This window comes from uncultured Eubacterium sp. (assembly GCF_934561735.1).
Classification (GTDB): domain Bacteria; phylum Bacillota; class Clostridia; order Oscillospirales; family Acutalibacteraceae; genus Eubacterium_R.
In genome coordinates this window covers 135,342-157,395 of record NZ_CAKTGT010000001.1, presented here as the reverse complement: position 1 = coordinate 157,395, position 22,054 = coordinate 135,342, and the positions used below count along the sequence as shown (strand labels likewise).

Genomic DNA, 22,054 nt, shown 5'->3' with positions numbered 1-22,054 from the left:
AGGAGAATAGAATAATGACTTTCAGTTATTATCCGGGATGCACCTTGAAAACAAAGGCGCAGGATTTGGATAAATACGCAAGAATGTCGGCAGAGGCCCTTGGTGTTACACTTGAGGAACTTCCTGATTGGCAGTGTTGCGGCGGTGTTTATCCTATGGCAAAGGACGAGATTGCCACAAAGCTTTCTTCCGTCCGTGCGCTCAATAAATCAAAAGAACTCGGTCAGGACCTTGTAACCATGTGCTCCGCCTGCCACAATGTAATTAAGCAGGTAAACAACGATATGCTTGATGAAGAAATCGCCGACAAGGTTGCAAGATATATGAAACTTGACGAGCCATACAGAGGCGAAACCAATGTTATTCATTACCTTGAGGTTTTGCGTGACAAGGTGGGTTTTGACAATGTAAAGGCGGCTGTTAAAAATCCGCTCAAGGGTAAAAAGATTGCCGCATACTACGGTTGCTTGCTTCTTCGTCCGAGCAGAGTTATGCAAATGGACGACCCTGAAAATCCTACAATTATGGAGGATTTGATTAAGGCTCTCGGTGCAACACCCGTTGTTTATTCAATGCGTAACGAATGCTGCGGCGGCTACACCACCCTTGAAAACAAGGAAATTGCCAAATCAAAGGGCAACGCAGTGCTTGAAAACGCTGTTAAAAACGGAGCAGAGATGGTTATCACAGCTTGTCCGCTTTGTATGTATAATCTCAATAAGAACGCAACGGATTACGATGTGCCTGTTAAGTACTTTACAGAGGTGCTTGCAGAGGCACTCGGTTTGATTGGCGAATAAGGAGGGCTTGCAATGGAAAATAATTATCTCAAAGAGCAGGTTATCCGTTCTGCAGGAATCAATCCGCTCAAATGTATGGGTTGCGGCAAGTGCTCCGCTACCTGTCCTTCTTATGATAATATGGAATATCATCCGCATCAGTTTGTGTCTATGGTGGCAAACGGCAACATCGAACCGCTTTTGGAGAGCGACTCGCTTTACACCTGCCTTTCGTGCCTTGCTTGCTTGGAGCGTTGCCCGAGAGGCGTTGAGCCGGCAAGATTTGTCGAGGCTGTAAGGGTTGCCAAAATTCGCCGTCAGGGCGAGGAGCATTTGCATCCGCAGGACATTCCCGATATGTGGGATGAGGATTTACCTCAGCAGGCTATCGTGTCTGCAATGAGAAAGTATTGGAAATAAGCAGGGAGGAGTAGAAAAATATGCACAGAATAGGCGTATTCGTTTGTTGGTGCGGTAGCAATATCGCCGGTACGGTTGATGTTCACAAGGTTGCGGAAACTTTGAAGAACGAGCCGGGCGTAGTTTACTCCACCGATTATCAATATATGTGTTCCGAGGCAGGACAAAATATGGTTAAGGACGCTATCAAGGAATATAACCTTACAGGCGTTGTAATCTGCTCTTGCTCACCTCGTATGCACGAAAACACATTCCGCAAGGCGGCTGCTTCGGTTGGTCTTAACCCGTATATGGTTGAGATTGCAAACATTCGTGAGCAGTGCTCTTGGATTCACAAAGATATGGCAACGGCAACCGAAAAGGCTGTTATCTTGGGCAGAACCGCTATCGCAAAGGTTCAGCTCAACACTCCACTTGTTGCAGGCGAAAGCCCTGTTACAAAGCGTGCGCTTGTTATCGGCGGCGGTATTGCGGGTATTCAAACCGCACTCGACATTGCCGAGGCAGGCTTTGAAGTTGATATTGTTGAAAAGTCACCTACTATCGGCGGTAAAATGGCACAGATAGACAAGACTTTCCCGACTCTCGACTGTGCGGCTTGTATCTTGACCCCTAAAATGGTTGAGGCGGCACAGCAGGAAAAAATCAAGATTTATTCTTACAGCGAGGTTGAAGAAGTTAAAGGCTTCGTGGGCAACTTCAATGTAAAAATTAAGCGTAAGGCAAGATTTGTAAATGAGGACATTTGCACAGGTTGCGGACTTTGCACCGAAAAATGCCCTATGAAAAAAGTGCCTAACGAGTTCAATCTCGGTATGGATAACCGCAGTGCAATCTATATTCCGTTTGCACAGGCTGTACCTAAGGTTGCAACTATCGACCCTAATTATTGTATTAAGATGAAAACAGGCAAGTGCGGACTTTGCTCAACGGTTTGCGAGGCAAAGGCTATCAACTATGACGCAAAGGACGAATTTGTTGACGCACAGTACGGTGCAATCGTTGTTGCAACAGGCTTTGAACCGATTAAGGTTGATAAGTTTGATGAGTTTGCATACAACCAGTCGCCTGATGTTGTAACTTCTCTTGAATACGAAAGACTTATGAATGCGGCAGGTCCTACAAACGGCACACTTCTCCGTCCGTCCGACCACGAGCATCCGCATACTATTGTATTTGTTCAATGCGTCGGCTCCCGTTGTGCCGAAACAGACCCAAAGGGCAAGCCGTATTGCTCAAAGGTTTGCTGTATGTACACAGCAAAGCACGCAATGCTCACCCGTGAAAAATATCCGGACACGGATGTTTATGTGTTCTACATCGATGTTCGTACTCCGGGCAAGAATTTTGACGAATTCTATCGCAGAGCCGTTGAAGAATACGGTGTTCATTATGTAAAAGGTATGGTAGGCAAGGTTGTTCCGGACGGCAAAAAGCTCAAAGTTCAGGCTTCCGATTTGCTCAACAACAAACAGCTTCACATTGATGCGGATATGGTTGTTCTTGCGGCGGCTGTTGAACCGTCAAAGACTGCAAGACCTCTTGCAACAATGCTCACGGCTTCTATGGATACAAACGATTTCTTCACAGAGGCTCACCCAAAACTCCGTCCCGTAGAATCACCTACCGCAGGTGTGTTCCTTTCGGGTATGTGCCAGGGTCCAAAGGATATTCCGGAAACCGTATCGCAGGCTTCGGCTTGTGCGGCAAAGGTTATCGGACTTCTTGTAAAAGACAAACTCACTTGCAACCCTTGTGTTGCCCATAGTGACGAGATGATGTGCAACGGCTGTTCATCTTGCGAAAAGGTTTGCCCTTACGGTGCAATTACATATCAGGAAAAAGAATTCCGTATGCCTGACAGAACAACTCAAATCAGACGAGTTGCAAGCGTAAATCCTGCCGTTTGTCAGGGTTGCGGTGCTTGTACGGTTGCCTGTCCGTCGGGTGCAATGGACCTCAACGGATTTTCCAACAAACAGATTATGGCGGAGGTAGATGCAATATGCAAATAGAGAATAACGAATTCAAGCCAAAAATTGTAGCCTTCTGCTGTAACTGGTGCTCATATGCAGGGGCTGACTTGGCAGGTACAAACAGACTTAACTATCCTGCCGATGTAAAAATTATCCGTGTGCCTTGCTCATGCAGAGTAAACCCTATGTTTATTCTCCGTGCGTTCCAAAGAGGTGCAGACGGTGTAATTATGTGCGGCTGCCATCCGGGTGACTGCCACTACACCACAGGTAACTATTATGCACGACGCAGAATGACTCTCCTTTTCTCAATGCTTGATTATCTCGGCATCGAAAAGGGCAGAACCCGTGTTGAATGGGTATCCGCCGCAGAGGGTCAAAAGTTTGCGGAAACTATGAACAGCTTTGTGGAAACTATCTACGAGCTTGGCGAAAATAAGAGATTGGAGGATTTGAGATGCAAGAACAAATAATTGCAAAAGCAAAGGAACTCCTCCAAAACGGCACTGTTAACCGTGTTCTCGGCTGGAAAGTCGGCGAATTTAAGTACGACCTCACTCCGGGCGTGTTCACTTCGGCAGAAGAGGTTGACCGTGAATTTGTTTACAACACTTTTTCGGGTGCCAACCTTTCAAAATATCTTGTAAAGCAAACAAGAAAAGGTGAGGGCAAAATCGCAATTTTTGTAAAACCTTGCGATTCTTACAGCCTCCAACAGCTCATCAAGGAGCACAGAGTAGACCGTGAAAAAGTCTACATTGTCGGCATTGAATGTTTTGGCAAAACCGACATAAACAAGATTAAAGCAACGGGGCTCAGCGGTATTTCGGATATTACCGAAGCTGATGATTCAATCGTTGTTGAAACAATTTACGGTGACAAAAAGACTTTCAAGAAGTTTGAAGTTATGGCAGAGCGTTGCCTTTCATGCAAGAGCAAGAAAATCGTAATCTATGATGAACTTATCGGCGAAAACGGCGAGGTTCTCGATTCAAACCGCTTTGACCAAGTTGCCGAACTTGAGGCAATGACACCGGATGAACGCTTTGAATTCTGGCAAAACGAACTTTCAAAGTGCATCAGATGCAACGCTTGCAGAAATGTTTGCCCTGCCTGCACTTGCGAAAAGTGCGTGTTTGACAACGACAATTCCGGCGTTGCTCAAAAGGCGGCTCAAACAAGCTTTGAAGAGAGCAATTTCCACATCATCCGTGCGTTCCATGTTGCCGGCAGATGTACCGATTGCGGCGAATGTTCAAGGGTTTGCCCTCAAAATATTCCGCTTCATCTTCTCAATCGCAAATTCATCAAGGACGCCAACGAACTTTACGGCGAGTATCAGGCAGGCGAGGACGCAGACAGTCGCTTCCCTCTTGTTAACTTTGATTTTGACGATTGCGAACCGAGCGTTGTTTATGAGAGAGGAGGACAAAAGTAATGAAAAAGATTTCTATGTCACAAATCGACTCTCTTTTTAAGGCTATCGCACAAAACGAGGCACTTTATATCCCGACCGATAAGGGCGACATTGCAGAGTTTGCAAAGTACGAGGACGGTATGACACTTACCGAAAAGTACAACACAAACCGCTCGGCAAAGGATTTCTTCTTCCCACAGACCGAGAATTTGTACGACATTCGTATGAACGGCTTGAAGCTTGAAATCAAGGACACCCGTAAGGAGTGCGAAGATTTTGTGGTATTCGGCGTAAGAGGTTGCGATGTCAGAGCGTTTGACATTCTTGACAGAGTGTTCCTCGTTGACCCGATTGATACATATTATAAAAACAGAAGAAGCCACGCAACAATTATTTCGCTTGCGTGCAACCGCCCTGAAGAAACTTGCTTTTGCAACGCTTTCGGCATTGACGCTTCCGACCCTAACGGCGACATCACCGCTTGGAAGCACGGCGACACCCTTTATATGGACGCCAAAACCGAAAAGGGCGAGGCACTTATCGCAAAATTGAGCACTGTGCTTGAAGATGCGGACACTGCCCCTGTTGAAGAAGTTAAAAGTGCGGTTAAAACGGTTATGTCAAAGCTTCCGCTTGCAAACACATCGTTTGAGGGTATGAAGCAAAACGACCTTTTGGCTCATTTCAAAAACGAAAAGTGGGCACAGCTCAGCGAAAGCTGTATCGGTTGCGGAACTTGCACCTTTGTGTGCCCAACCTGTCAGTGCTACGACATCAGAGAATTCGACACCGGCAACGGAGTAAAGAAGTTCAGATGTTGGGACAGCTGTATGTACAGCGATTTTACAAAAATGGCTCACGGCAATCCGAGAACATCACAGCTTGAGCGTTTTCGTCAAAGATTTATGCACAAACTTGTGTATTATCCGGATAACAACGACGGTATTTTCGGTTGCGTAGGTTGCGGCAGATGTATTGCAAAGTGCCCTATTTCGATGAATATCGTTAAGGTAGAAAAAGCATTGGAGGTTGAAGCATAATGAATAATGAAACTTTAATTCCTCACATCGGCGTTGTTACCGACATTCGTCAGGACACACCGGATGTAAAAACATTCAGAGTAAACGCACTTGAGGGCGGAAAAGTGTTTGAGCATATTCCGGGTCAGTGTGCAATGCTTTCTATTCCGGGCGCAGGCGAAGGTATGTTCTCAATCACATCTTCTCCTACAAACGAAGAATTTATGGAATTCAGCATCAAAAAATGCGGTTGCCTCACATCTTGGCTCCATATGATGGATGTCGGTCAGGAAATCGCAATCCGTGGCCCGTACGGCAACGGCTTCCCGGTTGATACGGAATTTGCAGGCAAAGATTTGCTCTTTATCGCCGGCGGTATCGGTCTTGCACCGCTTCGCTCGGTAATCAATTATTGCAGAGATAACAGAGATAAGTACGGCTCAATCGATATTGTTTACGGTTCACGCAGTATGGATGACCTTGTTGACTACAAGGAAATCATTGACGAGTGGTGCAAAGAGGACGGCATCAATGTTTACCTCACCATCGACCGTGAGCAAGAGGGCTGGGACGGTCATGTAGGCTTTGTTCCCAATTATGTTAAGGAACTCGGCTTTGACACAAACAAGACCTGCGTCATCTGCGGTCCGCCTATTATGATTAAGTTTACACTTCAGGGACTTATTGAACTCGGATTTGAAAAAACACAGGTTTACACCACAATGGAACTTCGTATGAAATGCGGTGTGGGCAAGTGCGGCAGATGCAACATCGGCAACAAGTATGTTTGCAAGGACGGTCCGGTGTTCCGCTGTGACCAACTTGACGAATTGCCTGACGAATACTAAAGATTGGGAGGATATTGGATTATGGAAAATAATATGGTTAATATATATTTGTTCGGCAAGAAATATTCCGTGCCGTCAAATTTAACAATTATGAAAGCAATGGAATATGCCGGCTATCAGCTCAAAAGAGGCTGCGGCTGTCGCAACGGCTTTTGCGGTGCCTGTGCAACAATTTACAGAGTTGCGGGCGATAAGGATTTAAAGGCTTGCCTTGCTTGTCAAACACAGGTTGAGGAGGGTATGTACATTGCAACATTGCCGTTCTTCCCTCTTGTAAAAGAACCTTATGATATTGAAAAAATCAGCACAAACGAAACTATTATGATGCAGCTTTATCCCGAAATTTACGCTTGCGTAGGCTGTAATGCCTGCACAAATGCGTGCACACAGGGGCTCAATGTTATGCAGTACATTGCATATGCACAGCGTGGCGAGTTTGAAAAGTGTGCAGAGGAGAGCTTTGACTGCGTTATGTGCGGTGTTTGCTCATCCCGTTGCCCTGCCGGTATTTCTCATCCGCAGGTTGCACTTTTGGCAAGAAGAATCAACGGCAAGTATCTTGCTCCGGAAAGCAAGCACTTGACAAACAGAGTTCAGGAAATCAAGGACGGCACATTTGAGGAGCTTCTCCAAAATCTTATGCAAAAGCCGATTGAAGAAATGAAAGAACTCTACAATAACAGAGAGATAGAAAAGTAAGGAGGCGACCGAAATGTACAACAAAGAAATGCAGGAATCTATGAAAAAGGTTGCGGCAAACAGAGCGGAAAACGCCGCACTTGAACCTCGCCGTATGACAGCCGAGGAAAAGGACACCCTCCTTGCAACCTATCACCCTGACTATAAGCAGGACCAATTTGCAACACTTCAAATCGGTCCGAATAAAGGCGAAAAAGTGCCTCTTGAGCTTGCGGATTTGCTTCAGGCTCACAGCAGAATCAACACAAAGGATATTGACCTTAACAAGGTTGATTATGATGTTGATGTTCTTATCATCGGCGGCGGCGGTGCAGGTGCATCGGCTGCAATCGAGGCAGACAACAACGGCGCTTCTTGTATGATAGTTACAAAGCTCCGTATCGGCGATGCCAACACAATGATGGCAGAGGGCGGTATTCAGGCTGCCGACAAGGAGAACGACTCCCCGGCACAGCACTATATTGACGCTTTCGGCGGCGGTCACTTTGCCGCAAAGCCGGAACTTCTTTACAAACTTGTAAACGATGCTCCCGAGGCTATTCAATGGCTTAACGACCTCGGTGTTGAGTTTGACAAAGCACCTGACGGCACAATGATTACCACCCACGGCGGCGGTACATCACGCAAGAGAATGCACGCCGCAAAGGACTATTCGGGTGCGGAAATTATGAGAACTCTCCGTGACGAAGTTCAAAACAGACAAATCCCTATCGTTGACTTTACGGCGGCTATTGAACTTATCAAGGACACAGAGGGCAAGGTTGCCGGTGCTGTTCTTGTTAATATGGAAACAGAGGAAATCCTCATTGCAAAGGCAAAGACTGTCATTATAGCAACAGGCGGTGCAGGCAGACTTCACTATCAGGGCTTCCCAACTTCAAACCACTACGGTGCAACAGCCGACGGACTTATCCTCGGCTACCGTGCAGGTGCAAAGCTTCTTTATGCCGACACACTCCAGTATCACCCAACGGGTGCGGCTTATCCTGAGCAGATTTTCGGTGCTCTTGTAACCGAAAAAGTTCGTTCTCTCGGTGCAAAACTTGTCAATGTAAACGGCGAAGTATTTATGCACCCGCTTGAAACCCGTGATGTTTCTGCGGCTTCTATCATTCGTGAGTGCTCAACAAACGGCAACGGTGTTCACACAGATGACGGCGTGGGCGTTTGGCTCGATACCCCTATGATTGAACTCAAGGGCGGCGAGGGCACAATCGAAAAGAGAATTCCTGCCATGATGAGAATGTTCGGCAAGTACGGAATTGATATTCGCAAAGAGCCTATTCTCGTTTATCCTACACTTCACTATCAAAACGGCGGTCTTGACATCAAGGCTGACGGCATGACAGAGGTTGAAAACCTCTATGTTGCCGGCGAGGCTGTCGGCGGTATCCACGGCAGAAACCGACTTATGGGTAACTCACTTCTTGATGTTATCGTATTCGGCAGAAATGCAGGTAAACACGCTTCCGAGAAGTCAAAGAGTGTTGATGTTGCAGACCTCACTCTTTCGCATGTTGACAGCTTTGAAGCAGAAATCAAGGACGCAGGCATCGAAACAACAACCGTTTCACCAAAGCTTCTCCCTGATTATACCCGCAAGGTAAATGATAAATAAGTATTAATCTAATAAGGCTCTCCTTGTTTGCTTTTAGGAGAGCCTGTTTATACGGTGTGTCAAATGGCACACTTTGTTATTTAAGGAGAAATTATGGATTTCGGTATTGTGTCCGTTACGGGCGTAGCGTTTTTAACCTTTAGTGTGCTGGCTATTGCGGCAGTTGGCTACACTCTCGGCAGAATTACCATTAAGGGAGTAAATCTCGGCACGGCAGGTGTGTTCATTGTTGCCCTGCTGTTCGGTGCGTTTTTGTTCCCTGTTCTTGATGACCAGCTTTTGGTTGGCGACGAAGCGGTTTCGTTTACCAAAGAAGCACTTAAAATTGTAGAAAATCTCGGGCTTATTTTCTTTGTCACTTCGGTCGGCTTCATCGCAGGGCCAAAGTTTTTCAGAAATATGAAAAAGAACTTTAAGTCCTATGTGCTTTTGGGCATTGTGATCATTGCCTCCGCTTCGATTATGTGTGCACTTTGCGTGTTCATCGGCGGCAAGTTCACATCTGTTGACCACGAAACTTTCAAGTCAACAATGGTCGGCTTGTTTGCGGGTGCGTTAACTTCAACCCCGGCGTTTTCCGCTTCAAAAGAGGCGGTTGCCGAAATGGGCGCTCACTATGAGGATGCCGTATCGGCAGGCTATGCAATAGCTTACCTTTTCGGTGTTATCGGCGTTGTTCTTTTCGTTCAGATTATTCCGAAAATCACAAAGGCGGATATGGCAGAGGAACTCAAAAAAATCTCGGTTGAGGCAAGCGAATCGTCAAAAAAGAAAGATGACAAAAAACTTATTTTGCTTGACGAACTCGGATTTACTCCGTTTTCGCTTGCGGCAATTTTGGGCGTTATGCTTGGCTCAATCAAGGTCAAGGGCTTTTCGCTCACCACAACGGGCGGTTGCATTTTGGTTGCCCTTGTGTTCGGCCACTTCGGCAGAATAGGTAAAATCAGCATTATGCCGGAACAGTCGGTACTTCGCACATCAAGAGAACTCGGACTTATGATGTTCCTCATCGGTGCGGGCGTTTCGGGCGGTGCAAAGTTTGTGCAGTATTTTGAACCGATTTACTTCCTTTACGGTGCGTTGCTTACACTCGTGCCTATGGTTATCGGCTATGTGTTTGCAAAATTTGTGCTCAAAATGCCGCTTCTCAACAACCTTGGCTCTATCACCGGCGGTATGACAAGTACACCGGCACTCGGCACACTCATCAGCGTTGCCGGCACAGAGGATGTTGCTTCCGCTTATGCGGCAACCTATCCCGTTGCCCTCATCAGCGTTGTTGTGGCTTCAAAACTGATTATTATGTTTTGCTGAGTAAAAAATTAAAGACGGCACATTCTTGTTACCGAATGTGTCGCCTTTTTTGTTTGTCTGTTTATTTAATCAAATTGAGCACATCTTCTTTTTCGATGTAGCCGATTGATTGGTTGACCTGCTCGCCGTTTTCAAACACGATAAGGTTTGGAATAGTCATAATGCCGAATTGAAGTGCAACATCTCTTGCCACATCGCAGTTGACCTTGCAAAATTTTACATCGTCAACCTCTTCCGAAACTTCTTCTATAATCGGCCCGAGCATCATACACGGTCCGCACCATTCTGCCCAAAAGTCAACAAGCACCTTGCCGTTGTAATTGAGCACTTCTTCATCAAAATTTTCTGCCGTTACATCAACAGTCATAACTATCCCTCCTACTGTTTGTTTTGTCCTGCAAGTGATGTGAGCATGGCAAGGAATTCCTTGTCTTCCTCACACACTCTGAAATTTGTGCGTATTTTGTTGCCGTCGGGTGTGGTGACCGAAAGTTCAAGCACAGCGCCTGTGTCTATCCTGCCGCCTACATCCTTGAAAAACATTGCAAGCTTTGGGTGGCGAGAGTTGAAACCCTCTGCCTTTTCCTTGATTTGAAGCAATGCCATCGGATTAAATGCCATATTGTTTGGATTGCATATCGGCTGTATTTGTAGGTGAAGATACCATCTTCCCGCAAAGCCGAAAAAAGCAAATTTCCTTTCTGTATTCTACCTTTACTCTAATTCAAAAGTCGAATAATGTCAAGAAAAAGAAAATGAATTTTGTTTTAATAATCCAAATCAAGCTCGCTTATGATGTCTTTGAGCATTTCGGCAGATTTTTTTACCGCCGTTTCCTCTTCCGCGTTGAGGGATATTTTTACATTTTTTTCAACACCGTTTTCGCCCACAACGGCAGGCATACTCAGTGCAACATTTGATATTCCGTGTTGCCCCGTCTGTATGCACGATACGGGCAAAATCGATTTTTGGTCAAGCACCACCGCCTCGCATATGCGTCTTACACTCATCGCAATGCCGTAGTAGGTGGCGTTTTTCTTTTTGATGATTTCGTATGCCGAATTTTTTACATCTTCGGCAATTTCTTTCATTTTGTCTGTGTGGCAGATGTCGCCGCAGTTGTCGGCACAAAACTGTTTCAGCGGAATACCCGATACATTTGCACTGCTGAATGCCGCAATTTCGCTGTCGCCGTGTTCGCCCAAAATAAATGCGTGCACGCTTCTCGGGTCAACTCCGAGGTGTTCGCCGAGCAGATATTTAAGCCTTGCCGTGTCAAGCACCGTGCCGGAGCCGAACACTCTGTTTGACGGCAAACCCGACAACTTAAGTGCCGTATAGGTCAAAATATCCACGGGGTTTGATACTATCAGCAATATGCCTTTGAAGTTTCGCCCTGCGATTTGCGGAATGATTGATTTGTAAATGCCCACATTTCTGTGCACCAAATCAAGTCTGGTTTCGCCCTCTTTTTGCCCCGTTCCTGCCGTTATGATAATGATTGATGCGTCGCTTATGTCGTCGTATGTGCCTGCGTAAATCTGCATAGGCTTAGAAAAAGGCAGACCGTGGCTGATGTCGAGTGCCTCGCCCTCGGCTCTGTCTGTGTTTGCGTCAAGCAAAACAATTTCGCTGAAAAGTCCGCTTTCCATAAGTGCAAACGCACACGCACTGCCCACAAAGCCGCAACCGATTACCGCAACTTTTCTTGCGTCTGAATTTGTCATATTGTCACCCTCTTACCAGACTGTCGATAAAGCTCCTGAACCACGCCAATAAAATAAACTAACCGCTTAATGCCTCCCTTGTGTAAAGGGAGGTGGGTGCGATTTATCGCACTCGGAGGGATTGTAAAAGTGCCGCAAACATCGAGTTTGCACCACTTTTGGCGTTTTTCGTTTTTTGCTCAGTCGAGGTACCATTGTACATCTTCCTTCGCAAGAAAACGAAATTCAGAACCTTTCTCAACAGCCTATGTTTTAAATATCCGTTTTTTACATAATTTTGACCCGTAAAATTTCAAGCCTTTAAATGCAAAATCTGTGATTGCCTATTTCCTTGATTACGGTTCTGGAGTGCATAAATTTGTCGTTGGTTTTGTTTGCGTTGAAGTAGTATATTGCACCGCCCGACGGGTCCCAGCCGTTGAGTGCGTCCGTTGCGGCACGCTTGCTTGATTCGGCAACCGGTTGGTACCAGTTGCTGTCGTTTACGCACGAAAACGCACCCTTTTGGTACACCACTCCCGATAATGTATCGGGAAACGACGGGTGTGCAACTCTGTTGAGAATTACCGCCCCCACGGCAACCTGCCCCTCGTAGCTTTCGCCCCTTGCTTCGGCTGAAATCACTTTTGCAAGCAATTCAACATCGGCACTTGAATACGCACCGTTTGAACTGCCGCCCGATGAGCTTCCGCCGAGTCCGAGATAAAGCAGTGTTGTTTTGCCGCAAATTCCGTCAGCCGTCAGTCCGCAGTTTTTTTGAAATGCCGTTACGGCTTTTTTCGTTGCCGAGCCGTAAATTCCGTCAATCGAGCCGTTGTAATATCCGAGCGACTGAAGTTTTTGTTGGATTTTCTTCACTTCATTTCCGCTTGAACCGAGCTTTGACAACGCATAAACGCTTGTTTCTTTAATGAATGTGTCGTAGACGAGAAGCCCTGCACCGCCTACACCGAAAATTATCGCAAGTGCAAGTGCAAAACTTACAATGTTTTTGATTACCTTGTTTTTCATATAATCCTCCGTATATTTCGTAGGGGAGGATACCATCCTCCCGCAAAATCATTGTATCGTAGGGGAGGATATCATCCTCCCGAAAATATTTATATAATGTTTAAGCGGTCAAGCAAAAATGTTATTCCCACGCCCGACATTATCGTCATTGCCGAGTAGCCTGCAAGAGCAAGCGTTTTTTTGACATCAAGTTTTTGCCTCGGCGGTTTGACGGCGGTCGAGGTCGAGATTTTTTCCGCTTCTTTGTGTAGCTTTTTGCTGTCTGTATTTTGTGATGAGGGTCGCACAAAAAATATGATTTTTTCAAAATACGGCGAGTCGGGATTTGTTATTTCGAGTATTTGCTTGTTAACTCCTTTGAGCATAGGCATCTTCCTTTTTGTGTGCCAAATTTTCGGCACTGAATTATACAAATAGTGTTTGAATATTGCCCAAATTTTATACATAAACAAGGGTGTTCAATTTCTACATTTTTAACAGTTTTTTTCTCTTGACAACTCGTTTCGGTAAACATTTCGTATTATTCCACCGATGTTTAAAATGTGGAAAACTATGTGGAAAAGGTGTAAAACTTACCCCCAAAACGCTATATTTAAGCACTTTTAGGGTGTTGAAAACTAAAAATATACATATCTTTCAACATTTTACACATAGTTTTCAACAAAAAATATTTTTTAAAAATTTTGTATAATTTGCTGTTTTTTACTTTCGGTCTTGACAAAAAAATGTTATAATCTTGATATTACAGAAAGTTTTTTGAGGTTACAAAATGAATTATACCGTTACCGAAAATAATATAGTTGTAAACAATGTCACCTGCCTTGACCTCGATTTAACTCTTGATTGCGGTCAGGCGTTCAGATGGGAGCGTCTTGAGGACGGTTCGTATTGCGGAGTTGCCGGCGGTCATTTTTTGCATATCGCAAAAGAGGACGACTCTCTTATTTTTTATGATACCGATGAGGATACATTTAATTCATTTTGGGTTGATTATTTTGATTTGAACAAAGATTATGACGGTATTTGCAACAGACTTAAAGAGGATAAGCTCCTTGCTTCCACGATTGATGAATACTACGGTATTCGCATACTCAATCAGGACAGCTGGGAAGCACTGTGTTCGTTTGTCATCAGTCAGCAGAATAATATAAAAAGGATAAAGCTGATAATTTCACGGCTTTGCAAGGCTTACGGTGATGAGGTTGCAGACGGTTGGTATTCGTTCCCGAGTGCAGAACGACTGAGCAAGTTGAGCGTTGAGGATTTTGAAGCACTCGGCACGGGCTATCGTGCAAAGTATCTTGAAAAACTCTCAAAAAATGTTGCAAACGGCGAGATAGATTTGGATTACATAAAATCACTTCCGCTTGCAGAAGCAAAAAAAGAACTGCTCAAAATTTACGGAGTGGGCGAAAAGGTGGCAAACTGTGCCCTGCTTTTCGGTATGCGGTTTTATTCCTGTTTTCCGCTTGATGTGTGGATGAAACGGGTTATGAAGTTTTATCCCGACGGACTGCCCGAATGTTTTGACGGCATTGAGGGCATAGCACAGCAATACTTGTTTTACTGGGCAAGACAAAATTTATGAGGTGAAAAATGCAAAAGCTGTTTGTTGAAAATATAAATGAAGAAAAAATTATACTTGACGGCGAAAGTGCAAGGCATATTGCAAAATCTCTGCGTATGAGGGTCGGCGATGTTATTTGCGTTACCGACGGCGGCGGAGATGATTACGGCTGTCAAATCGAAGAAATTACAAAGGACGAGGTTGTGCTCAAGGTTTGCTACAAGCAGGCGTGCGAGAGCGAACCGAGTTGCAGGGTGACGATTTATCAGGGCGTGCCGAAAAGCAGTAAAATGGAGGATATTATCCAAAAATGCGTGGAACTCGGCGTATGCGAAATTGTGCCGACCCTTACAAAGCGTTGCGTTTCACGCCCCGATGACAAGGCGGCAGGCAAAAAAAATCAGCGTTATCAAAAAATAGCACTTGAAGCCGCACAGCAAAGCGGCAGAGGAATTGTGCCTAAAATCGAAAATATGAAAACGCTCCGTCAGGCAATTGCCGAAGATGAAAGCGATGTAAAAATTGTGTTTTATGAGGGCGGCGGCGAAAAACTTGCCGACATTGTTAAGCCCGATACCGAAAGCGTGAGTGTTTTTATCGGCCCCGAGGGCGGATTTGAACAGGAGGAGGTTGAGCAAATCGAAGCTTCGGGCGGAGTTCGTGCAACTCTCGGCAAACGAATTCTTCGCACGCAAACCGCACCTGTTGCGGCTCTCACGGCAATTATGCTCCTCACGGGTAATTTGGAATAAGAAAACCGCAATAATGTAAATATTACCTATTGACAACACATATAATTAGTATTATTATATATACAAATATTTCGGGGCGAGGTGCAATTCCTCACCGGTGGTACAGTCCACGACCTGTCGCAGACAGCTGATTCGGTGCAATTCCGAAACCGACGGTTAAAGTCCGGATGAAAGAAATATAAAATCTTAATACATTTTGCACATCCGATGAGTGTGCAGGTAACGGATTTGTCTTTCGCCCTAACATGGTTTATGTTAGGGTTTTTCTTATGCCGACCCGGGCAGGAAAGGAATGACTATGTCAAAAGAAAACATTATCAAACAAAATTCATCATCAAAACCGAACAAAACCCACCTTATTGTAGGTTGCGGCGTGCTTGCGGCGGCGGCAACGGCTTTGCAATATCTTGAAATTCCGAGTCCGGTAAATTTCATTGCACTTGATTTTTCGGATTTGCCGGCTCTCCTTGGTGCGTTTGCCTACGGTCCCGTAGCAGGTGTGCTCATTGAGCTTATCAAAAATGTTATCCACCTTGCAGTCAGCAAAAGCGGATATGTCGGCGAATTGTCAAACTTCATTTTGGGTGCGGTCTTCACCCTCACGGCAGGCTTGATTTATCAAAAACACAAGACAAAGAAAAGTGCAATTTTGGGCGGCGTAATCGGTGCACTCATTATGGCTGCTGTCAGCTATCCGTCAAACCTCTTTGTTGTTTATCCGTTTTATTACAACTTTATGCCAAAAGAGGCGGTGCTCGGTGTTTATCAGGCACTTTTCAAGGTTAACAGCATTGAAATGGCAATTTTGATTTACAATGTGCCGTTTACATTTATCAAGGGATTAATCAGCGTTGCAATTTCTGCCCTTATTTACAAACCGCTCAGACCGTTTTTAAAAGGTAAAACAAAATAAAAATTTATAAGATTTATTTTTGTGGGCTGTTGAGAAAGGTTCTGAATTTCGTTTTCTTGCGAGTGGGAGCTGTACCTCGTCAAAACATATTCCGTATAGAACAAAACAAAGTTTTGTAAGTATACTACATATGTTTTTCCTCTTTCCAAAAAATCCACGGATTTTTTGGAAGCCTTATATTTGCTTATTTGCAAAAAACGGAAAACGCCAAAAATGTTGTAAGTTTGATACTGACAACATTTTTAAAACCCCACCGTCAACACTTCGTGTTGCCACCTCCCCTTACATTTAAAGGGAGGCATAATTCGGTTGGATTATATTTTGGCGTGCTTCAGGAGCTTTATCGACAGTCTTAAAATAAAATTTTTCATAAATTTTATTTTTACCTATTGAAAAGTTCCTCTCCATACTTTATAATAGGTAAGTACAGACAGGTGTTTTGTGCATCTGTCTTTTCTTTTTTTAAATGTTCGTAAGAGGGGACAATATAAGGATGTATAAAATCGGATTTGATAATGACAAATATCTGTCTATGCAGTCAAGCAGAATTAAGGAACGCATTGCGGAGTTCGGCGGCAAACTTTATCTTGAGTTTGGCGGCAAATTGTTTGACGATTATCACGCAAGCAGAGTTTTGCCGGGATTTTTGCCCGACAGCAAGCTCCAAATGCTTCTTCAGCTAAAAGATGAAGCAGAGGTTGTTGTTGTAATCAGCGCAGAAGATATTGAAAAGAATAAAATCAGAGGCGACCTCGGCATTACATACGATGTTGATGTGTTCCGCCTTATTGATGCCTTTGAAAACAAGGGCTTGTTTGTCGGCTCGGTTTGCCTTACAAAATATACCGCAACTCCAAAGGTTTTGGCTTTTGAAGAAAAACTTAAAGAAGCAGGAATTAAGTCGTACCATCACTATCTTATTGACGGCTATCCGAATAATATTTCAAAAATCGTGTCGGATGACGGCTACGGCAAAAATGATTATATCGAAACCGAAAGAGAGCTTGTAGTCATCACAGCACCGGGTCCGGGCAGCGGAAAAATGGCAACCTGCCTTTCACAACTTTACCACGAAAACAAGCGTGGAGTTAAAGCCGGCTATGCAAAGTTTGAAACTTTTCCGATTTGGAACATTCCGCTCAATCACCCGGTTAACATTGCATACGAAGCCGCAACCGCCGACCTAAACGATGTCAATATGATTGACCCGTGGCACCTTGAAGCCTACGGCAAAACCACGGTTAACTATAACCGTGATGTGGAAATCTTCCCGGTTCTTAAAGCAACATTTGACAAGATTTACGGCAAGTGCCCGTACAAGTCACCTACGGATATGGGCGTAAATATGGCAGGCAACTGTATTATTGATAATGATGCGGTTTGCGAAGCGTCGAATAATGAGATTATCCGCAGATACTTCAATGCAAAGCGTAACAAAAAGCGTGGTGCAAAGAATGACAGCGAAATATACAAACTTGAACTTCTTCTCAACAACGCTCTCCTTGATGTAAACGACAGAAAATGCGTTAAGTTTGCGGAGGAATTGTCGGAAAAAACAGGTGCACCCGCTGCGGCTGTTGAACTTCCCGACGGCAAGATTATCACGGGCAAAACTTCGGTTATTATGGGTTGTGCAAGCGCAACGCTTCTCAATGCACTCAAATCTCTTGCAGGGATTGATGATATTACTCTTATCGACCCTGAGGTTATCAAGCCTATAGAAAATCTTAAAACACAGCACTTAGGTGCAAAAAATCCACAGCTTCACATCAACGAAATTCTTATTGCCCTTGCAATATCGGCAGTAACGGACGAAAATGCCAAAAAGGCTCTTGCACAGCTTGACAAATTGAAGTACAGCGAAATGCATTGTTCTGTTATGCTTTCTTCCGTTGACGAAAAAATGCTCAAGGAGCTTGGTATCAGACTCACTTGTAACGACAGGTAATTATATACAAGGGGTCGCACAACAATCAATGACGGTTGTACACCCCAAGGGTGTATTGCCGTCTTTTGTTATATCAAAACTAATTTAGGAGGACATATAAATGAAAAAACCAAAGTACATATTCATCACCGGCGGTGTTGTATCGGGACTCGGTAAAGGGATAACTGCGGCATCCCTCGGCAGACTTCTTAAATCAAGAGGCTTAAAGGTTACGGCACAAAAGCTTGACCCGTACCTTAATGTTGACCCGGGCACTATGAACCCCGTTCAGCACGGCGAGGTTTTTGTTACCGACGACGGTGCGGAAACCGACCTTGACCTCGGTCACTACGAAAGATTTATTGACGAAAGCCTTACTCAAAATTCAAACCTCACCTCGGGCAGAGTTTACTGGAAGGTTATTTCGGACGAGAGAAAGGGCGTTTACGGCGGACAGACAATTCAGATTATTCCGCATATTACAAATGAAATAAAAAAATACATCCGCCGCAATGAAGAAACGGGTGCGGATATTTGCCTTGTTGAAATCGGCGGCACTATCGGCGATATTGAAAGTCAGCCGTTTTTGGAGGCTATCCGTCAGTTTGCAACGGATTACGGCAGAGAAAACTGTGTGTTTATTCATGTAACGCTTGTGCCTTATCTTGCCGCTTCGGACGAGTTGAAGAGCAAGCCTACTCAGCACTCGGTTAAAGAGATGCTGTCCATCGGTATTCAGCCGGATATTATTGTGTGCAGAACCGAACATCCGTTGTCTGAGGATATTAAGCGTAAAATTTCCCTTTTCTGCAATGTCGGTCCGGATTGCGTTATCGAAAACAACAACTGCGATATTCTTTATGCCGTTCCTATGATGCTCAAAGAGCAAAAAATGGACGAAGTTGTTTTGCGTAAGCTTGGCATTGACGCACCAAATCAGGATTTGAGCGATTGGGAGGATATGCTTTTTGCACTTCGCAATCCAAAGCAAACCGTAAAAATCGCTATGGTCGGCAAATATGTTGAACTTCACGATTCGTACATCAGCGTAAACGAGGCACTTAAGCACGGCGGTATTGCCACAAGAAGTGCTGTTGATATTAATTGGATTGATTCCGAAAGCCTTGAAGCAGACGGCGTAGACCTTGACGAAGTGTTCAGGGATGTTGACGGTATTCTTGTTCCGGGCGGCTTCGGCAGTCGTGGTATCGAGGGCAAAATTCTTGCCTGCAATTACGCAAGAACTCACAAAATTCCGTATCTCGGTATTTGCCTCGGTATGCAAATCGCAATTATCGAATTTGCAAGAAATGTTTTGGGTCTTGAGGGTGCAAACTCGGCTGAAATCAATCCCGATACAAGATACCCGGTTATCGATATTTTGCCTGAAAAGAAAAATTTGACCGACCTCGGCGGTACACTTCGCCTCGGCAAATATCCTTGTGTGCTCAATCCGGAGTCAAAATCATACGAACTTTACGGTGCAGATGAAATTTGGGAGCGTCACCGCCACAGATATGAGGTTAACAACGATTATCGCGAGGCACTTCTCAGCCACGGTATGATTTTTGCCGGCACAAGTCCAAACAATCATATTGTTGAAATGATAGAAATTCCGGATCACCCGTGGTTTGTTGCAGGTCAGTTCCATCCCGAATTTAAGTCCCGCCCAAACAAACCGCATCCGCTTTTCCGTGGTTTTGTAACAGCCGCTTGCGAGCATTTATTGAACAAATAAGCAAAAAATCCTTACGGTATGTAACCGTAAGGATTTTTGTTTGACATATTCTTGTGTTTAATTTATAATGTTTTCGGGCAAGGAGATTTGTCACGAAAAACGGTAGGCGGTTAGCTCTCTGATATAAAGAGGGCAATGCCCTCTAATTTTATGTTAGGGGGTGATGCTATGGAAATGATAATATTGTATCTTACTGTAGTTTTATTACTTATTATTCTTATAAAAAATAAGTAACCGCCCACACAGCCTAACAAACTTAGGGCGATTACTTAATCATAACTAAGGGCTGACCGTCTATCGGACTGCTCCTTGTTCATTTTTATTATATCCGTATTATTTATTTTTGTCAATAATTAATCTTTGTAATTGTGTTCAATGATTTTGCGTGTAAGTTCCGGATAAGGAAAATCAAGGTAGATTGTTCCGTAATATTTTGCTTTGCCAAGCGGATAGCTCATAAAAAATGTGTTGATGATTTTTGCATTTTTTCTCGGACCTTTTAATCCGCCGGCGGTTGATGTGTAGTCAATTATATATCTGCCGTCAAATTCCGCCATACTGTCTAAAAACGGTTTTAGGCACTCGTTCCAACGCTCAACGGGTTTGTATTTGAATCTGTCCTGAACAATAAAAACGGCGTTGTCTTTGCTTTTTGTTTCAAGCGTAAGTGCGTGCGGCTCTGCCGTTCTCTGTTCCACCCAGCGTGAAAAATCAATGCCCGTGTTGTCATCGGTAAAATCTTTGTTTTGCATATCCATTTTGCACCTACGGATAAGCACGATTTTGCCCCTTGCTTCGCCGAGGGTAGGTATGCGGTTTTGAGTGTACCATTTTTCTTCGTTGCCCTTTATGTAGGTGTAAAACAAGTTGTCAAAGCATTTTTCGTTTTCGCTGTTGCTGTCGTTTTTAAACTGAAAAATAATTGTTTCGCTCGGGTTTTCGTTCAAGAAGTTGTAGCAGTGATTGAGCACATCTTCAAGGTCCATTTGTCTGCCGAAATGATTTGGCGTGCAAAATGCCTTTACAACTCCGTGCACCATTTTCAGCCTTTCGTCTTTGCTTTCAACTCTGATGTCAAGTGCACGAATGCCGATGTTCAGCTGCTCGTATATGTTTTGATTTTGCGTTTGAAAATGACGGGGAAACTGCACATACTGCGTAACGCAGTCGTGACTGCCGGGAATTGTCATTTTAAAGAGGTTTTCGTCGTCGGCAAAGTCTGCCATCCATTTTTTGAGATTAATTTTCATACTTATCACCAATAATAGTATATAATATTTGTTAAAGTTTAGCAATAGAATATTGCTTGTCATAATGTTATAATAGTATATATTTATTTAAGGGATGAAACATATGAGTTATTTACCATGCGAACTTCATTGCAACAGCAAAAACGGCGAGGGAAAGTTTTCCGTAGGCGAAATTTTGCAAAGGGCGACAAACGACCATCTTGCCTTGATTGCATTGACGGATAAAAATACAACGGACGGTTTTGCCGAGCTTAATGACGGGGTTATTCCGTCAATTAAAGGTGTGGAATGTGCAACGCCAAACGGCAACTTGCTTGCTCTCGGAGTGAATTTTGCTCCCGATTTTGCGGATATAACAACCGAAAACATCGACAGCAGGATAGAAGCACTCAAAGAGGGCGGTGCAGTTGTGGGCATTGCTCATCCGTTTGCCGACGGTTCGGAGTGGAAGTATAATCTTCGCAATCCGAGAAATGTGGATTTTGTGGAAATTTGGCACGGTGCTTTTACCTTTGAGAATTCCGAAAACGATAAGGCACTTGCTATGTGGACGGCTTTGCTTGACAAGGGTTATCACATTGCGTGTACCTACGGCAAGGATTTGAAAAATGACGAAAACACAGGTCATTTCGGCTGTACATATCTTGATATAGACGGAGAAATTAATCAGCACAATGCCTTGAAGGCATTGCGTATGGGCAAAACCGTTGCTTCAACGGGTGCCAAAATGTTCTTCCGTGTTCATCAAAAAGGCACAACTTACACTATCGGTGAAACGCTCAAAAAAGGCGGTGCTGTTTTCAGCTTTTTCACCGACCTTCATTCAAGAGAAAAGAATTCAGGCGGTGAAGAACTCGAATACCAAACAATCAAACTCATTACAAACGGCGGTGCCTGTATTATGGAAACTGCCGTGTCCGAGCGACATATACATATCAATCTCAAAAGCAATCAATGGTACCGTGCCGAACTCTGGGGCAAGGTTGACGGAGTGAAAAAGCTCCTCGCCGTAACCTCCCCGATTTACACGGCATAATAAATATTCAATTATGGCTCTCCTTATCGTAAGGGGAGCC

At 44.4% G+C, this 22,054-nt stretch carries 22 protein-coding genes and 1 riboswitch; of the genes, 16 read left to right on the top strand and 6 right to left on the bottom strand.

The genetic code is table 11. The features are described 5' to 3' along the window. The first annotated feature begins 14 nt into the window (after window positions 1-14). The 10 genes from Q0E08_RS00740 to Q0E08_RS00695 all read left to right on the top strand — a co-directional run bounded on the left by Q0E08_RS00740 (window position 15) and on the right by Q0E08_RS00695 (window position 10,093). Window positions 15-800 (top strand): CoB--CoM heterodisulfide reductase iron-sulfur subunit B family protein, encoded by a 786-nt coding sequence (locus Q0E08_RS00740; RefSeq protein ID WP_294775062.1) that lies wholly within the window; start codon window positions 15-17, stop codon window positions 798-800. 12 nt (window positions 801-812) lie between these two features. Then, window positions 813-1,199: a 4Fe-4S dicluster domain-containing protein gene (locus tag Q0E08_RS00735; RefSeq protein WP_294775060.1), complete on the top strand. Its 387-nt coding sequence runs from the start codon at window positions 813-815 to the stop codon at window positions 1,197-1,199. A gap of 20 nt (window positions 1,200-1,219) precedes the next feature. After that, complete coding sequence (locus Q0E08_RS00730; RefSeq protein WP_294775057.1) at window positions 1,220-3,214, top strand: CoB--CoM heterodisulfide reductase iron-sulfur subunit A family protein; 1,995 nt, start codon at window positions 1,220-1,222, stop codon at window positions 3,212-3,214. Next, the gene (locus tag Q0E08_RS00725) at window positions 3,205-3,648 is read left to right on the top strand and encodes a hydrogenase iron-sulfur subunit (RefSeq protein WP_078767539.1); all 444 of its coding nucleotides are present in this window, start codon (window positions 3,205-3,207) and stop codon (window positions 3,646-3,648) included. The genes Q0E08_RS00730 and Q0E08_RS00725 overlap by 10 nt, the downstream gene beginning before the upstream one ends. Then, on the top strand, window positions 3,633-4,613 hold the full coding sequence (locus Q0E08_RS00720) for a 4Fe-4S dicluster domain-containing protein (protein WP_294775053.1): 981 nt from the start codon (window positions 3,633-3,635) through the stop codon (window positions 4,611-4,613). The genes Q0E08_RS00725 and Q0E08_RS00720 overlap by 16 nt, the downstream gene beginning before the upstream one ends. After that, entirely contained in the window at window positions 4,613-5,632 is a 1,020-nt protein-coding gene (locus Q0E08_RS00715) for a 4Fe-4S dicluster domain-containing protein (RefSeq protein WP_294775050.1), read from the top strand. The genes Q0E08_RS00720 and Q0E08_RS00715 overlap by 1 nt, the downstream gene beginning before the upstream one ends. Continuing rightward, window positions 5,632-6,459, top strand: coding sequence for an FAD/NAD(P)-binding protein (locus Q0E08_RS00710; RefSeq protein ID WP_177663142.1), 828 nt, complete (start codon window positions 5,632-5,634; stop codon window positions 6,457-6,459). The genes Q0E08_RS00715 and Q0E08_RS00710 overlap by 1 nt, the downstream gene beginning before the upstream one ends. 21 nt (window positions 6,460-6,480) lie before the next feature. After that, entirely contained in the window at window positions 6,481-7,158 is a 678-nt protein-coding gene (locus tag Q0E08_RS00705) for a 4Fe-4S dicluster domain-containing protein (RefSeq protein ID WP_294775048.1), read from the top strand. A gap of 13 nt (window positions 7,159-7,171) precedes the next feature. Next, entirely contained in the window at window positions 7,172-8,776 is a 1,605-nt protein-coding gene (locus Q0E08_RS00700) for an FAD-dependent oxidoreductase (RefSeq protein ID WP_294775045.1), read from the top strand. A gap of 93 nt (window positions 8,777-8,869) precedes the next feature. After that, window positions 8,870-10,093, top strand: coding sequence for a permease (locus Q0E08_RS00695; protein ID WP_294775043.1), 1,224 nt, complete (start codon window positions 8,870-8,872; stop codon window positions 10,091-10,093). A 61-nt stretch (window positions 10,094-10,154) separates the two neighbouring features. Here Q0E08_RS00695 and trxA read toward each other — a convergent pair whose 3' ends face one another. From trxA to Q0E08_RS00670, 5 genes are all read right to left on the bottom strand, one after another. Then, window positions 10,155-10,460: a thioredoxin gene (gene trxA / locus Q0E08_RS00690; RefSeq protein WP_294775040.1), complete on the bottom strand. Its 306-nt coding sequence runs from the start codon at window positions 10,458-10,460 to the stop codon at window positions 10,155-10,157. 11 nt (window positions 10,461-10,471) lie between these two features. Continuing rightward, a complete protein-coding gene (locus tag Q0E08_RS00685; protein ID WP_294775037.1) occupies window positions 10,472-10,714 on the bottom strand; it encodes a hypothetical protein in 243 nt (80 codons plus the stop codon). Window positions 10,715-10,860: 146 nt separating this feature from the next. After that, a complete protein-coding gene (locus tag Q0E08_RS00680) occupies window positions 10,861-11,820 on the bottom strand; it encodes an L-lactate dehydrogenase (protein ID WP_294775034.1) in 960 nt (319 codons plus the stop codon). Window positions 11,821-12,120: 300 nt separating this feature from the next. Next, the gene (gene sleB, locus Q0E08_RS00675; protein WP_294775031.1) at window positions 12,121-12,831 is read right to left on the bottom strand and encodes a spore cortex-lytic enzyme; all 711 of its coding nucleotides are present in this window, start codon (window positions 12,829-12,831) and stop codon (window positions 12,121-12,123) included. A gap of 89 nt (window positions 12,832-12,920) precedes the next feature. Next, window positions 12,921-13,196, bottom strand: a complete 276-nt coding sequence (locus Q0E08_RS00670) for a hypothetical protein (RefSeq protein WP_294775029.1) — start codon at window positions 13,194-13,196, stop codon at window positions 12,921-12,923. 404 nt (window positions 13,197-13,600) lie between these two features. On the opposite strand from Q0E08_RS00670, the gene Q0E08_RS00665 reads away from it, so the two are divergent. The 5 genes from Q0E08_RS00665 to Q0E08_RS00645 all read left to right on the top strand — a co-directional run bounded on the left by Q0E08_RS00665 (window position 13,601) and on the right by Q0E08_RS00645 (window position 19,728). Continuing rightward, window positions 13,601-14,419: a DNA-3-methyladenine glycosylase gene (locus Q0E08_RS00665; protein ID WP_294775026.1), complete on the top strand. Its 819-nt coding sequence runs from the start codon at window positions 13,601-13,603 to the stop codon at window positions 14,417-14,419. 8 nt (window positions 14,420-14,427) lie between these two features. Continuing rightward, the gene (locus tag Q0E08_RS00660) at window positions 14,428-15,150 is read left to right on the top strand and encodes a 16S rRNA (uracil(1498)-N(3))-methyltransferase (protein ID WP_294775025.1); all 723 of its coding nucleotides are present in this window, start codon (window positions 14,428-14,430) and stop codon (window positions 15,148-15,150) included. Window positions 15,151-15,213: 63 nt separating this feature from the next. Continuing rightward, window positions 15,214-15,333, top strand: a riboswitch (FMN riboswitch). Window positions 15,334-15,448: 115 nt separating this feature from the next. Beyond that, a complete protein-coding gene (locus Q0E08_RS00655) occupies window positions 15,449-16,063 on the top strand; it encodes an ECF transporter S component (protein WP_294775022.1) in 615 nt (204 codons plus the stop codon). Between the two features lie 493 nt (window positions 16,064-16,556). Beyond that, window positions 16,557-18,011, top strand: a complete 1,455-nt coding sequence (locus Q0E08_RS00650; RefSeq protein ID WP_294775020.1) for a DUF1846 domain-containing protein — start codon at window positions 16,557-16,559, stop codon at window positions 18,009-18,011. A 100-nt stretch (window positions 18,012-18,111) separates the two neighbouring features. Continuing rightward, window positions 18,112-19,728: a CTP synthase gene (locus tag Q0E08_RS00645; RefSeq protein ID WP_294775017.1), complete on the top strand. Its 1,617-nt coding sequence runs from the start codon at window positions 18,112-18,114 to the stop codon at window positions 19,726-19,728. 353 nt (window positions 19,729-20,081) lie between these two features. Here the strand turns inward: Q0E08_RS00645 and Q0E08_RS00640 are convergent, their stop codons facing one another. Beyond that, window positions 20,082-20,978, bottom strand: coding sequence for a phosphatidylinositol-specific phospholipase C domain-containing protein (locus Q0E08_RS00640; protein WP_294775014.1), 897 nt, complete (start codon window positions 20,976-20,978; stop codon window positions 20,082-20,084). Window positions 20,979-21,081: 103 nt separating this feature from the next. Here Q0E08_RS00640 and Q0E08_RS00635 point away from each other — a divergent pair, with 103 nt between their 5' ends. Continuing rightward, entirely contained in the window at window positions 21,082-22,014 is a 933-nt protein-coding gene (locus tag Q0E08_RS00635; protein WP_294775011.1) for a CehA/McbA family metallohydrolase, read from the top strand. Window positions 22,015-22,054: the final 40 nt, after the last annotated feature.